The sequence below is a fragment of the Micromonospora avicenniae genome, assembly GCF_900156065.1.
GTDB classification, from domain to species: Bacteria; Actinomycetota; Actinomycetes; order Mycobacteriales; family Micromonosporaceae; genus Micromonospora; species Micromonospora avicenniae.
In genome coordinates, this window is sequence record NZ_FTNF01000001.1 from 199,995 (window position 1) to 215,430 (window position 15,436).

General features: G+C 73.3%; 9 protein-coding genes, 1 pseudogene and 1 riboswitch. Of the genes and pseudogenes, 3 read left to right on the forward strand and 7 right to left on the reverse strand.

Going from position 1 to position 15,436, the window contains the following annotated elements; all coding sequences use genetic code 11:
• Positions 1–14: 14 nt before the first annotated feature.
• Complete coding sequence (locus tag BXA10_RS00895) at positions 15–2,303, forward strand: hypothetical protein (RefSeq protein ID WP_076466634.1); 2,289 nt, start codon at positions 15–17, stop codon at positions 2,301–2,303.
• A gap of 93 nt (positions 2,304–2,396) precedes the next feature.
• Here the strand turns inward: BXA10_RS00895 and thiC are convergent, their stop codons facing one another.
• From thiC to thiE, 7 genes and pseudogenes are all read right to left on the reverse strand, one after another.
• Entirely contained in the window at positions 2,397–3,989 is a 1,593-nt protein-coding gene (gene thiC, locus BXA10_RS00900; RefSeq protein WP_076467287.1) for a phosphomethylpyrimidine synthase ThiC, read from the reverse strand.
• 17 nt (positions 3,990–4,006) lie between these two features.
• Positions 4,007–4,792: a bifunctional hydroxymethylpyrimidine kinase/phosphomethylpyrimidine kinase gene (thiD, locus tag BXA10_RS00905; protein ID WP_076466635.1), complete on the reverse strand. Its 786-nt coding sequence runs from the start codon at positions 4,790–4,792 to the stop codon at positions 4,007–4,009.
• Between the two features lie 263 nt (positions 4,793–5,055).
• Positions 5,056–5,625: pseudogene (locus BXA10_RS00910) on the reverse strand (thiamine phosphate synthase); the annotation flags it as partial.
• 119 nt (positions 5,626–5,744) lie between these two features.
• Positions 5,745–6,524 carry a thiazole synthase gene (locus tag BXA10_RS00915; protein ID WP_076466636.1) on the reverse strand — a complete coding sequence of 260 codons (780 nt, stop codon included), beginning with the start codon at positions 6,522–6,524 and terminating at the stop codon, positions 5,745–5,747.
• Positions 6,521–6,721 carry a sulfur carrier protein ThiS gene (gene thiS / locus BXA10_RS00920; RefSeq protein ID WP_076466637.1) on the reverse strand — a complete coding sequence of 67 codons (201 nt, stop codon included), beginning with the start codon at positions 6,719–6,721 and terminating at the stop codon, positions 6,521–6,523. Before thiS ends, BXA10_RS00915 begins: the two co-directional genes overlap by 4 nt.
• Complete coding sequence (thiO, locus tag BXA10_RS00925) at positions 6,712–7,884, reverse strand: glycine oxidase ThiO (protein ID WP_076467290.1); 1,173 nt, start codon at positions 7,882–7,884, stop codon at positions 6,712–6,714. Before thiO ends, thiS begins: the two co-directional genes overlap by 10 nt.
• Positions 7,881–8,507, reverse strand: coding sequence for a thiamine phosphate synthase (gene thiE / locus BXA10_RS00930; RefSeq protein WP_076466638.1), 627 nt, complete (start codon positions 8,505–8,507; stop codon positions 7,881–7,883). Before thiE ends, thiO begins: the two co-directional genes overlap by 4 nt.
• Positions 8,502–8,610: riboswitch (TPP riboswitch) on the reverse strand. Its footprint overlaps the gene before it by 6 nt.
• 297 nt (positions 8,611–8,907) lie before the next feature.
• On the opposite strand from thiE, the gene BXA10_RS00935 reads away from it, so the two are divergent.
• On the forward strand, positions 8,908–14,751 hold the full coding sequence (locus tag BXA10_RS00935; protein ID WP_076466639.1) for a ThuA domain-containing protein: 5,844 nt from the start codon (positions 8,908–8,910) through the stop codon (positions 14,749–14,751).
• Positions 14,752–14,826: 75 nt separating this feature from the next.
• Positions 14,827–15,369 carry a hypothetical protein gene (locus BXA10_RS00940; RefSeq protein ID WP_076466640.1) on the forward strand — a complete coding sequence of 181 codons (543 nt, stop codon included), beginning with the start codon at positions 14,827–14,829 and terminating at the stop codon, positions 15,367–15,369.
• Positions 15,370–15,436 lie beyond the last annotated feature (67 nt).

Consider the following 15,436-nt stretch of genomic DNA (forward strand, 5'->3'; position numbering starts at 1 on the left):
GTAACGTGCCCGATATGGCCTTTCGGACCTGGGGCAGACTGCTGCTCACGGCGCTCGGGGTGAGCGTGCTGGCCGGGGCGGGCCAGCTGGGCCTCGCGTACGGCCTCGGCATCGTCCAGCTCACCGGCTCCTTCACCGGCTCGACCGTCGACCAGTGGCCGGCCCAGCTCACCTGGGTCGGCTGGTTCGCCGCGAACGCCGCGGTGGCCGGCGCGGTGCTGACCGAGCGCCTCGCCCGCCGCGACACCGAACCAGCCACGACCGGCCGCGTCCTGGCCGTCGGCACCGCCGCCGCGCTGGGCGCCTTCGTCGTGGCACCACTGTGCATGCAGCCCGCCCGGGCGGCGGAACTCGTCTCCGTCGACCCGGTCTTCGCGGTCGGCATCTGCGCCGTCCTCGGCGCGGTCGTCGGTGCCGGTGCGGCGATCGCCGTGCTGCTGACACCGCCACTGGGCTGGAACATCACGGCGGTCGCCGGCGCGGTCTGGCTGCTCGCGCTCACCTCCACGCTGCCGTCGCTCGGCGCGACCGGGCCGCTGCGCACCGCACGGCTCGGCGTGCTCGAGCCGACCTGGCTCAGCGCGGACGAGGCACAGCGGCTTTCGCTGTTCCTGCTTCCACTCCTCGCCCTGCTCGCCGGAGCAGCGACCGCCGCGCTGGCCCGTTGGCGGGGCCAGGTACCGCTGGTGAGTGGCGCGACCGGCGTGGCCGGCCCGGTGCTGGTGGCCTTCGCCTACCTGACCGCCGGTCCGGGCGATGGGATCGACCGCTACCAGACCACGCCCTACTACGGCGCGCTGATCGCGGTCGCCGCCGGTGTCCTGGGTGCGGCCGCCGCCGCCCTGCTGCGCCGGCCCGTCAGTACGCGTGCCACAGGTGCACACGCTCTCTCGCCGACCGCCGCTCCCCGCCCCCTGCCGGCCGGCCCGACGCCACCCGCCGACGTGACCGGCAGCGCCCGGTCGGCCGGCGTCGACCTGACCGTCGGCGCTGCCGACGCCGTCCCGGGCGCGGATCCGGTCGTCGCACCGCTGACGGTCGCGTCGACGCTCGGCCGCCCGGCCGAGCCGAGCGAGCCACCCGCCGCGAGCGAGGAGCCCGCCGCCGAACCCGCTGCCGCCGCGGCGGCTGTCCCGACGGAGGCGCCCGCCGCCGGGGGACCCGACCGTCCCGCCGGTGCCGGTCCGAACGTCGATCCCGCGAAGGTGACGCGGCAGCGTACCGGTGCCGAGCCGGGCCCGGAAGCGGTCATCGACGTCGGCCCGCCGATGCCGGCCGAGGCGGAACCCGCCACGACCGAGCCCGCCGGCCAACCGGCCACCACAGCGCCCGCACAGCCGAAGTCCGCCGACGAACCGGCCGTCCCCGCCGAGTCGACGCGAGCGCCGAAGCCTCGACGTACCCGCAAGGCCCGGTCGGCCTCGGTCACGACGGCGAACGCGGCAACCGACCAGGGCGGTGCCCCGGAACCGCGGGCCACCGCGGCGACTGACGCGGGCCCGGTCCTGGACCTGCCCGAACCGGTCGTGACAGACGTCGACGGAAACGGCGTCGACCCGGCGGCCGCCGACCCCGTCGGCTCACCGTCGGGGGACGAGACGGCGCCGGCCACGACCGGCGGCGACGGCGCCACCCGTACAACGCCGCCGGACGCGGCCCACCCCCCGGCCGTGCACGGCCCGACGACCACCCTCGGAGAACCGTCGACGGCCGGTACCACGGACCCGGCCCCGTCCGGCGGTGACAGCCCGGCGCAGGACGATTCCCGTACCTCGCCGGTCGAGGCAGCCTGGCCGATCCCGCGGCGCACCGGGCCGGACGGCACCGAGTCGACTCACCCACCGGTACCGGCGCAGTCGTCCGACCCGATGCCCCGGGCGCGGCACCGGGCCCCGCTGCCCGACCTCAACCGGGCAGCGAGCTGGGAGGCGCTGGCCGGCGCCCGGCGCGCCGGACCGGTGTCGACCGACCCGCCCGGCGCCACAGCGAACCCGGCGTCAGCCGACGCGGAGCCGGCCACCGAGGATGCCATCGCGGCGTCCGACGCGACCATCGACCATCCCGCTGGAGCACCTGACGTTCCCGGGCAGTCCGCCGGGCGTGCCCGGAGCCCGCTCGGACTGTTCCGGCGCAACCGGCCCCGCGCCGACACGGAGAGCACGGCCGAGGAGCCGTTGCCGGCACAGGAAGAGGAGTACGTCGACTGGGTGACCGGCCTGAGTCGGCCCCTCCGCGACAACGAGCCCGAGCAGGAGAGCGGCCGCCGCTCGCTGCGCTCGTCCGGCCGCCATCACCGGAACTGAACCCACCCCCTGGTGCGGTCGTCGCCGTGAACGACGACGACCGCACCAGGGCGGGACGTACGGCCGGGACGCCGAAGGTGCGCCCCGGGCGGCTCAGGCCAGCGGCAGGTACACCCGCCCACCGCCGGAGACGAACTCCTGCGACTTGTCCCTCATGCCGCGGGCCGCGTACTCCTTGAGCTCCTGGGTGATCTTCATGGAGCAGAACTTCGGGCCGCACATCGAGCAGAAGTGCGCGGTCTTCGCCGGCTCGGCCGGCAGCGTCGCGTCGTGGTACGAGCGCGCCATCTCCGGGTCCAGCGCCAGGTTGAACTGGTCCTCCCAGCGGAACTCGAACCGCGCCTTGGAGAGCGCGTCGTCCCACGCCTGGGCGCCGGGGTGCCCCTTGGCCAGGTCGGCCGCGTGCGCCGCGATCTTGTACGCGATGACGCCGGCCTTCACGTCGTCCCGGTCGGGCAGCCCGAGGTGCTCCTTCGGGGTGACGTAGCAGAGCATCGCGGTGCCGAACATGCCGATCATCGCGGCGCCGATGGCCGAGGTGATGTGGTCGTACGCCGGTGCGATGTCGGTGGTCAGCGGCCCGAGCGTGTAGAACGGGGCTTCGTGGCACCACTCCTGCTGGAGGTCCACATTCTCCTTGATCTTGTGCATGGGCACGTGACCCGGGCCCTCGATCATCACCTGGACGTCGTACCGCCACGCGACCTTCGTCAGCTCGCCGAGGGTCTTCAGCTCGGCGAACTGCGCCTCGTCGTTGGCGTCCGCGATCGAGCCGGGGCGCAGACCGTCACCGAGGGAGAAGGTCACGTCGTAGCGCGCGAGGATCTCGCACAGCTCCTCGAAGTTCGTGTAGAGGAAGTTCTCCTCGTGGTGCGCGAGGCACCAGGCCGCCATGATCGACCCACCCCGGGACACGATGCCGGTCACGCGGTCGACGGCCATCGGCACGTACGGCAACAGCACTCCGGCGTGCACGGTCATGTAGTCCACGCCCTGCTCGGCCTGCTCGACGACGGTTTCCCGGAACACCTCCCAGCTCAGCTTCACCGGGTCGCCGCCGACCTTCTCCAACGCCTGGTAGATCGGCACCGTGCCGATCGGCACCGGCGAGTTCCGCACGATCGCCTCGCGGGTCTCGTGGATCCGCTTGCCCGTGGAGAGGTCCATCACCGTGTCCGCGCCCCACCGGGTGGCCCAGGTCAGCTTCTCCACCTCCTCGGCGACCGACGAGCTGACCGCCGAGGTGCCGATGTTCGCGTTCACCTTGACCAGGAACGCCTTGCCGATGATCGCCGGTTCGCACTCCGGGTGGTTCACGTTGAGCGGCAGCACCGCCCGGCCGGCCGCGATCTCGTCGCGGACGAACTCGGGCGCCACGCCCTCCCGGATCGCCACGAACTCCATCTCCGGCGTCACCACACCCGCCCGGGCGTACGCGAGCTGCGTCGGACGGCGGCCGTCCACACCGGCGAGCGGGGTGCCGGCTCCCCGCACCGGAGCGACGTCTCCCCGCTCGGCGATCCACGGACCGCGCAGCGGCGCGAGCCCGACCTCGGGGTCGGATCCCGGCCCAGAGGTGTCGTAGAGACGGACCGGAGGGTTGTCCCCGGTCAGCGTCACCTCGGCGAACGGCACCCGGATCTCGGGCCGGGACCCCTCCACGTACACCTTGCGTCGTGCCTGCATGACACCCTCCCTGGTGCTCAAGCGGACCATCCGAAGTGGTCCAGCGGGCCACGTCCCGCACCCAACTCCCAGTGCCGCGCGCCGGTCAGCGCGCGGCTCACGTACTCCTTGGCGACGGCGACCGCGGTCGGCACCGGGTCGCCCAGCGCGAGGCGGACGGCGATGGCCGCCGAGAACGAACAGCCGGTGCCGTGCGTGTGCCGGGTATCGACCCGCGGGCCGCGCAGCAGGGTGGTCACCCCGTTGCCGTGCAGCACGTCGACCGCCTCGCCGCCGTCGAGGTCGCCGCCGGTGACCACCACGTGCGCCGGGCCGCCGGCGGCCAGCGCCACTGCGGCGGTCACCATCTCCTCGACCGTGGTCACCGGGCGTCCGGTGACGGCTGCGGCCTCCGCGCAGTTCGGCGTCGCCACCTCGGCGTACGGCAGCAGCCGCTCCACCGCGGCGACCACACCGAGCGGGTGTCCGCTGGTGGCGACCAGCACCGGGTCGACGACGAGGTGCGGCAGACGGCCGGCCCGGGCCGCTGCGGCGACCGCGTCGGCGACGGCGGGCGTGCCGAGCATGCCGGTCTTGACCGCGCCCACGGTGAAGTCGGTCAGCACGCTCTCGATCTGACCGGTCACGGCGGCCGGCGGCAGGGGCAGGACGGCGTCGACGCCCCGCGTGTTCTGCGCGGTCACGGCGGTGAGGACACTCGTGCCGTACGCGCCGAGCGCCGCGAAGACCTTGAGGTCGGCCTGGATGCCGGCTCCGCCGCCGGAGTCGGATCCGGCGATCGTGAGGACTGTTCTCGGCGTCACTCGCCCGCTCCCGGGGGCGCTGTCGTGGTCGCTGTTGAGGGCTGCGGCCGACCGTGCCCACTCCGGGCGGTCAGGCTTGATCCCTGCGTGGGCACGGTCGGCCGCAGCCCCGTCGTGGGCACGTCCGTCGTCGCCTGCCGGCTTCTCGGCACCGGGGTGGCTGCCTCTTCGAAGGCGCTGGTCGACGGGGTGACCGGCTGTTGTCGAGTCGCCTCGTCGGAGGCCGCGGGCGGGGGAAGCGCCTGTCGGGTCGCCTTGGCGGCGGCGTTGGTCAGCGTGGCGGCTGCCTGGTGGGGGTTGTCGGCGCGCATGATCGCGCCGAGGACGGCGACGCCGGTAGCGCCGGCCCGGATGCAGGCGGTGACGTGCTCGGGGGTCTCGACGCCGCCGAGGGCGAGCGCCGGGACCGGGCTTCGTCCGATGAGCGAGGCGAGCCGATGCGGATACAGCGGTGGGCCGTAGCCGGGTTTGCTGCGCGTCGGGTAGACGGGCGAGACGGTCACGTAGTCCTCGGTGGTGAGCCGGCGCAGCTCCGCCTCGTCGTGGCAGGAGCGACCGACCAGCCCGACGCGCGGCGGCGGGTACGGGCCGGCGGCGGGCAGGTGCACGGCGCCGCCGTCGAGCGGGTCGGGTCCGGCGACGATCAGCGTGCCGCCGGCCTCGGCGAGGATCGCCCGCAGCTCGACCGCGAGCGCGGCTCGCTCGGCGCGGGGCAGATCCTTCTCCCGCAGCACCACCCAGCGCACTCCCCCGGCGACCGCCGCCGCGACCACCGCGGCGAGCGGTCGGCGCGCCGCCCTCCGATCGGTGAGCACCACGACGCCGGAGGGCAGATCCGACGAGAGCCTGGAACGTGACCGCCCGCTGAGGGACCGTTCCGCACCAAGGTCCACCTGCTGTGCCGGGCCCGGGGCCGGCACACGGTCGGACGCGGCGACCGGCGACGGCCCGCTCACAGGTCCGGCCGTCCCTCGCCCGGGGTGGAGGCGAGGGCGTGGTGGCGGCGCGGGATCCGGCCGGCCCCGGCGGCGAGCCGGCCGGCCTGTACCGCGTACCGCATCGCGGTGGCCATCGCCACCGGGTCGGCGGCCCGGGTCACCGCGCTGGCCAGCAACACGGCGTCGCAGCCGAGCTCCATCGCCAGCGCCGCCTCCGAGGCGGTGCCGATGCCGGCGTCCAGGATCACCGGCACGTCCACGGCCTGCCGGATCAGCCGGATGTGGTGCGGGTTGCTGATGCCCAGCCCGGACCCGATCGGCGCGCCCGCCGGCATCACCGCGGCGCAGCCCACGTCCGCGAGCCGCCGGGCGAGCACCGGGTCGTCACTCGTGTACGGCAGCACGGTGAACCCGTCGGCGACCAGTTCCTCGGCGGCGCGCAGCAGCTCCACCCCGTCCGGGAGCAGCGTGCGCTCGTCGCCGATCACCTCCAGCTTGATCCAGTCGGTGTCGAACGCGTCCCGGGAAAGCCGGGCAACCTTCACCGCCTCGACCGCCGTGTAGCAGCCCGCCGTGTTCGGCAGCAGCCGCACGCCGCACCGGTCCAGCAGATCCAGCAGCCCCCCACCCATGCCGGGGGCGGTGTCCACGCGACGCAGGGCGAGCGTGACCAGCTCGGTCCCGGACGCGCGGATGGCCTCCTCCAGCACGTGCAGGTTCGCCGCGCCGCCGGTGCCGAGGATGAGCCGCGAGGTGAACTCCACCCCGTCGAGTCGGAACGTCACGGCGCTCACCCGCCCTGGGCGGCGCTGAGCACCTCGACCCGGTCACCGTCGCGCAGCGGGGTCTCCGGCCAGCCGGTCCGGGGCACCACCTCGCCGTTGACCGCGACCGCCACTCCGCGCTGTTGCGGAGCGACCTCGCGTACCAGGTCTGCCACAGTCAGACCGCCGGGCACCGTCCGCCCGGCGCCGTTCACCGTCAGTTCCACGGGTCCTCCTCACTCGTCCGGGCAGGTTCGCCCCGGTCTGCGGCCACCGAGCCGGACGGGCCGGTGAACCGGTCCGGCCGGAAGGGGGCGAGCAACGGATCGGGCACCCCGGTGGTCACGAGGTCGGCGATCAGGTCGGCGGTCACCGGGGTGAGCACGATGCCGTGCCGGTGGTGGCCGGTGGCCGCCAGCACGTCCGGTCGGCCCGGCAACGGGCCGAGGATCGGCGCGTTGTCCGGGGTGCCGGGGCGCAGCCCGGCGGCCGTCTCGATCAGGTCGTACTCGGCCAGCTCCGGCAGCAGATCCACGGCGGCCCGGAGCAGGCGGAGCACCGCCCCGGCGGAGACGTCGGTGTCGCGGCGCTCCTCGACGGTGGCGCCCACCACCACCTCGCCACCGGCCCGGGGCACCAGGTAGACCTGCTCGCCGTCGGCGTACCCGCGGATGACGTGCCGGAAGCCCGGTGTGCCGCCACCGGGCGCGCGGAGCCGGAGCACCTGCCCCTTGACGGGGCGGACCGGCAACCCGGTGAGCGCGGCGGCACCGCAGCCGGCCGCCACCACGGTGACGGTGGCGTCCAGATCGGACAACGCGCGGACCGGTCCGCGCACGAGCACGACCCCGGCCCGCTCGGCGGCGGTGCGCAGCGCGGGCACCAGCAGCCGTGGATCCACCTGGTGGTCGGTCGCGGCGAACGCACCGCCGCGCACCCGGGGGGCGAGCGCCGGCTCGCGGTCGCGCAGCTCCGAGGGGCGCAGCGGGGTCACCGGCAGGTCGAGTTCCTGCTGGTACGCCCAGAGCCGCCGCGCCTCGGCCAGGTCGTCGGCGGTCAACCCGACCAGCAGGGTGCCGTCGGTGCGGTAGCCGAGGCCGACACCGGTCGCCTCGGTCAGCTCGGCCGCGAACGCCGGCCAGCGGCCGGCCGACTCCACCAGCAGCCCGGTCAGGTCCCGTTCGCCGAAGTACGCCTCCGAGACCGGGGCGAGCATGCCGGCGGCGACCGCCGAGGCCCCCGAGCCGGGGGCGGGATCGTGCACGGTCACGCGTAGCCCACGGGCGGCGCAGCGCCAGGCGACGGCGAGACCGATCGGTCCCGCACCCACCACCGCCACGTCCGCCCGGGCCACGTCGCCGGCAGGGGTCGACGTGGACCGGGCGCTCAGCACGTCAGCGCCTCGATCAGCTCGGTCGTGGCGCGGGCCGGGTCGGCCGCCCCGGAGAGCGCGCCGACGACAGCCACCCCGTACGCCCCGGCTGCCCGTAGCTCCGGTACGGCGGATGCGGTCACACCGCCGATCGCGATCACCGGGACGTCGACCGCCCCGGCCACCGCGCGTACGCCTGCCATGCCGATCGGTGGGGGCAGTCCCTCCTTGGTGCGGGTGGGCCGGCAGGGGCCGACCCCGAGGTAGCTGGCACCGGCGGTGACCGCCGCGGCGGCGGTGCCCGGTTCACGCGCGGTGGCGCCGAGCACGGCGGCCGGGCCGAGCACGTGCCGGGCCGCCGCGACGGGCAGGTCGTCCGCGCCGACGTGCCCGCCGGCCGCGCCGACCGCCAGCGCCACGTGGAGCCGGTCGTTGACCAGGCAGGTCGCCCCGTACGGCGCGCAGAGCGCGACGACCCGGCGGGCCAGGTCGTACGTCTCGCGGTCGGTGGCGGAGTCCTCGACCCGGACCTGCACGACCAGGTCCGCGCGGGCCGCGGTCAGGGCGGCCCGGACCACGGTGAGCGGATCGCGCCCGGGTCGGGTGTCGGTGATGAGATGCAGTCGTCCCAGGGACGGCACGGCAACACTCCTCCCTGCGCCGGCATTACCCGGATCAGGTTCGACGGTCGGGGGCTGACAGCCCCCCTCTCAGCCCGGTCCACCGGGCTCCCGTGGGTCACTTGCTCCGCCACCGTACGACAGACCGGCGGCGCTGCCAAGGGTGAGACCGGCGACAGCGGTGGCGGGGTTCCGCCGGGGGCGCTTCATGCGGTCCTGTTCGGAATGTCGCCTGCCGTTGCCAAACCGTTACCGTCTGGCATCTTGCCCGACACGCATCCACCGGAATTAATTTGTTCAGCGATTCGACAAAAATGTTGGTGCGGACGCCATGGCCCGGTGCCCGCACCACCCCACCCCGGGACGGTCTTCGGCGAGCCGGCCCCCGCGATCCCCTGTCCACCGCGACATAGGAGGCGGCGTGTCCCGCACTCGTCGTGCCCGCTCACCCATCACAGCCATCCTGCTCTCCCTCGCCCTCACCTCGACGGCCCTGTTCGGCACGTCGGCCGCACAGGCCGCACCGACCGCCGGCGCGACCACCGCGCGAGCCGCTCAGGCCGCCGCGGCCGCGCCGGCGAGCCAGGCGCTGCCCAAGGCCGCCGCCGACGAGTCCTTCTCCGTGCTGGTCTTCTCGAAGACGGCCGGGTTCCGGCACGATTCCATCCCCACCGGCATCGCCGCCATCCAGCAGCTCGGCGCGGAGCACGGCTTCACCGTGGACGCCACCGAGGACGGCGGCGCGTTCACCGACGCGAACCTCGCGAAGTACCAGGCCGTCATCTGGCTCTCCACGACCGGCGACGTCCTCGACGCCGACCAGCAGGCGGCCTTCGAGCGCTACGTGAAGGCCGGCGGTGGTTACGTCGGCATCCACGCCGCCTCGGACACCGAGTACAGCTGGGCCTGGTACGGCGACCTGGTCGGCGCGTACTTCGCCAACCACCCGCAGAACCAGCAGGCCACCGTCAAGGTGGAGGACCACGCCCACCCGTCCACCGCCGAACTGCCGGACCGCTGGTCCCGGTTCGACGAGTGGTACAACTTCCAGACCAACCCGCGGCCGGACGTGCACGTGCTGGCCAGCCTGGACGAGAAGAGCTACAACCCGGGCGCGGGCGCGATGGGCGCCGACCACCCGACCGCCTGGTGCCAGGACTTCGACGGCGGTCGGTCCTGGTACACCGGCGGCGGGCACACCCGTGAGTCGTACGCCGAGCCCGAGTTCCTCAAGCACCTGCTCGGCGGCATCCAGACGGCGGCCGGCGTGGTCGACGCCGACTGCGGCGCGTCGAAGACCGCCAGCTTCGAGAAGGTCACGCTGGACAGCAACACCAGCAACCCGATGGAGCTGGACGTCGCCCCGGACGGGCGGGTCTTCTACGTCGAGCGCGACGGCCGGGTGCAGATCGTCAAGCCGGACACCGGCAACACGGTCACCGCGGTCGACCTGGACGTCTTCACCGGCAACGAGGACGGCCTCATCGGCATCCGCCTCGACCCGGACTTCGCCACCAACAACTGGGTCTACCTGTACTACGCCCCGAACGACGGGATCGCGCGCAACCTGCTGTCCCGGTTCACGGTGACCGGCGACACCATCGACCCGGCCAGCGAGAAGCAGGTGCTCCGGGTCGACACCCAGCGCAACACCTGCTGCCACGCCGGCGGCAGCATGACCTTCGACAATGCCGGCAACCTCTACCTGGCCACCGGCGACAACACCAACCCGTTCGAGTCGAACGCCTACACGCCGATCGACGAGCGGCCGGGGCGGCAGGACTACGACGCGCAGCGCACCGCGGGCAACACCAACGACCTGCGCGGCAAGGTGCTCCGGATCCACCCGGAGGACGACGGGACGTACACCGTCCCGGCCGGCAACCTCTTCCCGCCGGGCACCGAGAAGACCCGTCCCGAGATCTACGCGATGGGCTTCCGCAACCCGTTCCGGATCGGCACCGACCCGAAGACCGGCACCCTCTACGTCGGCGACTACGGACCGGACGCGAACGCCGACAACCCGAACCGGGGCCCCCGCGGCCTGGTCGAGTGGAACATCGTCAGCCCCGGCAACTACGGCTGGCCGTACTGCACGGGGACGAACGAGGCGTACAACGACTACACCTTCCCGTCCGGCCCGAGCGGGGCGAAGTTCGACTGCTCCGCACCGGTGAACGACTCGCCCAACAACACCGGTCTCACCAACCTCCCGCCGGTCGTGCCGGCCACCGTCGACTACGGGTACGCCGGTGACGCGCGTTATCCGGAGATCGGCGGCGGCGGTGCCCCCATGGGCGGCCCGGTCTACCGGTACGACGCCGAGCTGAACTCGGCGCGCAAGTGGCCGGCCTACTACGACGGCAAGGCGCTGCTCGGCGAGTGGAACCAGTCGAAGATGTACACGATGCAGCTGACCGCCGACGGCAAGTCGCTGGTCGACATCAACCAGCTGCTCACCGGCATGAGCCTGATCCGGCCGATGGACTTCGAGTTCGGCCCCGACGGCGCGCTCTACCTGATCGAGTGGGGCAGCGGCTTCGGCGGTAACAACGACAACTCCGGCGTCTACCGGATCGACTACATCGCCGGTGACCGGGCCCCGATCGCGGTGGCCAGCGGCGCACCGACCTCCGGGCCGGCACCGCTGACCGTGGCCTTCTCCAGCGCCGGTTCCCGCGACCCGGACGGCGGCACGCTCACCTACGCCTGGACGTTCGGCGACGGGCAGACCTCCACCGAGGCCAACCCGACGCACACGTACGCCACGGCCGGCAACTTCACCGCCCAGCTCACCGTCACCAACCCGAAGGGCCGTACGGCGGTCGCGAACGTGCCGGTGACCGTGGGCAACACCGCCCCGACCGTGCAGATCGAGTTCCCGCCGGACGGCGGCTTCTTCGACTGGGGTGACCAAGTCCGCTACACGATCAAGGTGACCGACCCGGAGGACGGCGAGATCGACTGCGACCGGGTCCAGCTCCAGGTGCTGCTCGGCCACGACGAGCACGCCCACCCGCTGGAGCAGCACACCGGCTGCACCGGCACGGTCCAGACGTCGCTGGCCTCCGGGCACGGCGCCGAGGCGAACGTCTTCAGCGTCTTCGAGGCGACGTACACCGACGACGGCGGCACCGGCGGTGCCGGCGCGCTCACCGGCCGGGCGATCGAACAGCTCCAGCCGAAGCGCAAGCAGGCCGAGTACTTCACGGCCACCGGACGGGCGCCGGGCAGCACCGGCGGCGGTGACCCGGGCGTGCAGCGGGAGACCACCGGCGACACCGCGGGCGGCGGGCAGAACATCGGATTCATCGAGGACGGCGACTGGTGGTCGGTGGCCCCGGCGAACCTGACGAACATCAGCGACATCCGGTTCCGCGCGGCCTCGGCCACCACCGGCGGCCGGATCGACGTCCGCGCCGGAGCGGTCGACGGGCCACTGGTCGCGCAGGCCACCGTGCCCGGCACCGGTGACTGGCAGACGTACACGGACGTGACGGCACCGGTCACCGGCGCCGCCAGCGGAACGCTGTACTTCATCGCCAAGGACCCGAACGGCGGCGCCGGCTCGCTGCTGAACGTCAACTGGATGGACTTCCTCGGTCGGGGGGTCACCGAGAACGCACCACCGGTGGTCACCGCCACCGCGACCCCGACCACCGGCACCGCGCCGCTCGCCGTCGCCTTCGACGGCACGGCCACCGACGCCGAGGGGAACACCCCGCTGACGTACGCCTGGGAATTCGGTGACGGCGGCACCGCAGCCACGTTGGACGCCACCCACACGTACACCAGCCCGGGTACCTTCACCGCCACCCTGACGGTGACGGACAGCAAGGGCGCGAAGTCGTACGCCACCGTTGCGGTGCGGGTGGACGCGCCGAACACGTCCTGCTTCGGGGCGCGGTCGGACGACTTCAACGGCGACAGCCTCGACAAGAGCCGGTGGAGCACCATAGTCCGGGAGAACCAGCTCTACTCGGTCTCCGGCGGTGTCCTGCGGCTGCCCACCTCGGTGGGTGACCTCTACGGTGCCCGTAACGACGCCACCAACCTGGTGCTCCAGCCGGCACCGGCCGGGGCTTGGCAGGCGACCACCCGGGTCACCCTGCCGGTGACGGCCAACTACCAGCAGGCCGGTCTGCTGATCTACGGCGACGACGAGAACTACGCCAAGCTGGACCTGCTGTACAACGGCAGCCGCCGGGTGGAGTTCATCCGGGAGACGGCCGGCACGCCACGCAACGAGGGTGCCGACAGCGCCGCCGCACCGACGGGTGACACCGTGCACCTGCGACTGATCAGTGACGGGACGAACCTGACCGCGGCCGTCTCGGCCGACGGGCAGACCTTCACCCCGGTCGGCCGGTCGGCCGCGCTCGCCGGGATCACCAACCCGCGGATCGGGGTCTTCGCCCTCAACGGCGGCACGGACGCGCCGGTCGTCGACGCGGCCTTCGACTGGTTCCAGGTCTCGCCGGACGAGCCGGCCGGGTCGGTCGAGCCGTCCGACGAGTTCACCGGGACCACGCTCGACAAGTGCCGGTGGGACGCGATCCTGCGGGAGAATGCAGCCGGTTACCGGGTCAGCGACGGTGCGTTGCGGATCGACGTGCCCAACGGCGACATCTACGGCACCGACAACACCGGGCCGGCGAACTTCATCCTCCAGACCGCGCCGTCCGGCGACTGGACCCTGGAGACGAAGGTCGACGGCAGCCAGCTGAACGAGCAGTACCAGCAGGCCGGTCTGATCGTGCACGCCGACGACGACAACTACCTGAAGTTCGACTACATCGTGGACAACCAGCCCGGCCAGCCGGTGACGCGGCGGATCGAGTTCCGCAGCGAGATCGGCGGGACGGTGCAGAACCCGCAGCCGGAGGCGGCGAACCTGACCGGCTCGGTGTGGTACCTGCGGCTGGCCCGCAGCGGTGACACCTTCACCGCGTCGTACTCGGCGGACGGGACGACCTGGACGTCGTTGACGGCGCTGACCAACAGCGCGGTCGGGGCCACCCCGAAGGTGGGTCTGTTCACCCTCGGGGCCAACCAGACCGCCTCGAAGACCGCCGTGTTCGACTACTTCCGCCTCAGCACGGAGGTCGCCGACGAGACGGCTCCGGTGACCACGGCCACCGTCACGGGCACCCCGGTCGAGGGTTGGCACACCGGGCCGGTGACGGTCACCCTGGCCGCCACCGACGAGGACGGCGGCAGCGGCCTGGCCGGCACCGAGTACCAGCTGGACGGGGCGCAGAACTGGACGGCGTACACCGGGCCGGTCCCGGTGAGCGGGGACGGCGAGCACGAACTGCGGTTCCGCTCGACCGACCAGGCGGGCAACGTGGAGTCGACGAAGACCGTCGCCGTGAAGATCGACGCCACGGCGCCGGTGACCTCGGCGACGTTCGCTCCGGCCAACGACGAGGGTTGGCACGACGGGACCATCCCGGTCGTGCTGACCTCGACCGACGCCGGTTCCGGTGTGAAGTCGGTTGAATGGTCGCTGGACGGTGGCGCGTGGACGCCGTACTCGGAGCCGGTCGAGGTGACCGGTGACGGGCAGCACGAGCTGCTGTTCCGGTCGACCGACAAGGCGGGCAACGCCGAGACGTTGAAGTCGGCGGTGGTGCGCATCGACGGCACCAAGCCGACGCTGCTGGTCTCCGGGCTCGCCGACGGCCAGCTCTACGGCGACAGCCAGGACGTCCGGGTGTCCTGGCAGGCGGTCGACCCGACCTCGGGCATCGCGAGCGTGACCGGCGAGCTGGACGGCCGGCCGTACGCGAGCGGCACGCTGCAGGCCATGTACGAGCTGCCGCTCGGCCTGCACGAGCTGACCGTCACCGCGACCGACAAGGCGGGGAACGAGACCACCTCCGCGGTCCGGTTCTTCGTCACCACCTCGTTCCGGGACATGCAGAACCTGCTGGACCGGTTCAAGGCGACCGGTCGGCTCTCGGCCAAGGCGCACAAGCAGCTGACGGCGAAGCTCGACGCTGCCCGCAAGGCCGAGGCAGCCGGCAACGACGACAAGGCGATCAAGCAACTGACCGCCTTCCGCGAGCTCGCCGCCGACGCCACGCTGGTGGCCGAAGGTGAGATCCGGGACGTGCTGGTCCGGGACGCCGACGCCATGATCGTCCGACTGGGCGGCACGGCCAGCAAGGCCGGGGTGAAGGCCAACGACGGCGAACCCGTCGCCGGGGCCGGCCGGTTGGGCGGCGACGTCACCCGGCTCGCTCCGGGCCGTCGGCTCTGATCCGATGGCGGCCCCTTTCCGGCGCACCCGCGCCGGGGAGGGGCCGCCCCCCGTATCCGCAGTGAGGAGACGTCCGTGACGCGTACCTGGAAGGCGCTCGCCGCCCTGCTCGCCGGACTGGCCCTGATCCTCCTGACCGCGGCGCCGGCCGCTGCCCATACCGGGAAGCTGAAACTGACCGTGGCCGGTGACGGGGCCGACGGGGTCACCGTGCAGGCCGTGTACGCCGACGGCCACCGGCTGGACCAGCTGGTGCGACTTACGCTGACCGCAGTCGGGCCGGACGGGCAGCGCGTCGGGCCGCTGCAACTGGAACCGGCGCCCGAGGGCCAGGGCTTCTACACCAGCGGTCCGCTCCTCTCCCCCGGCCGCTGGCGGGTGACGGTCGCTGCCCCGGCCCCGAACAGGAGCGAGGCCAGCGCGCAGGTGCAGGCCCGCCCCGCCCAGTCGCCCGCGCCGGCGGTGCCGGCTGCGGCCACCGCACCGGCGGCCGACGCCCGGGCCACCTCGGGTGCCGGGAGTGCCTGGTGGTGGCCGATCGGGCTGTCGGTCCTCGTGCTCGCCGCCCTGGCGGTGGCGCTGCCGATGCTGCTCACCCGCCGCCGCACGGACGGATGAGCCGCTCGGACGGGTGAGCCGCACGGACGGGTGAGCCGCACGGCGCGAGGTCGCCGGGGTTGCTCCG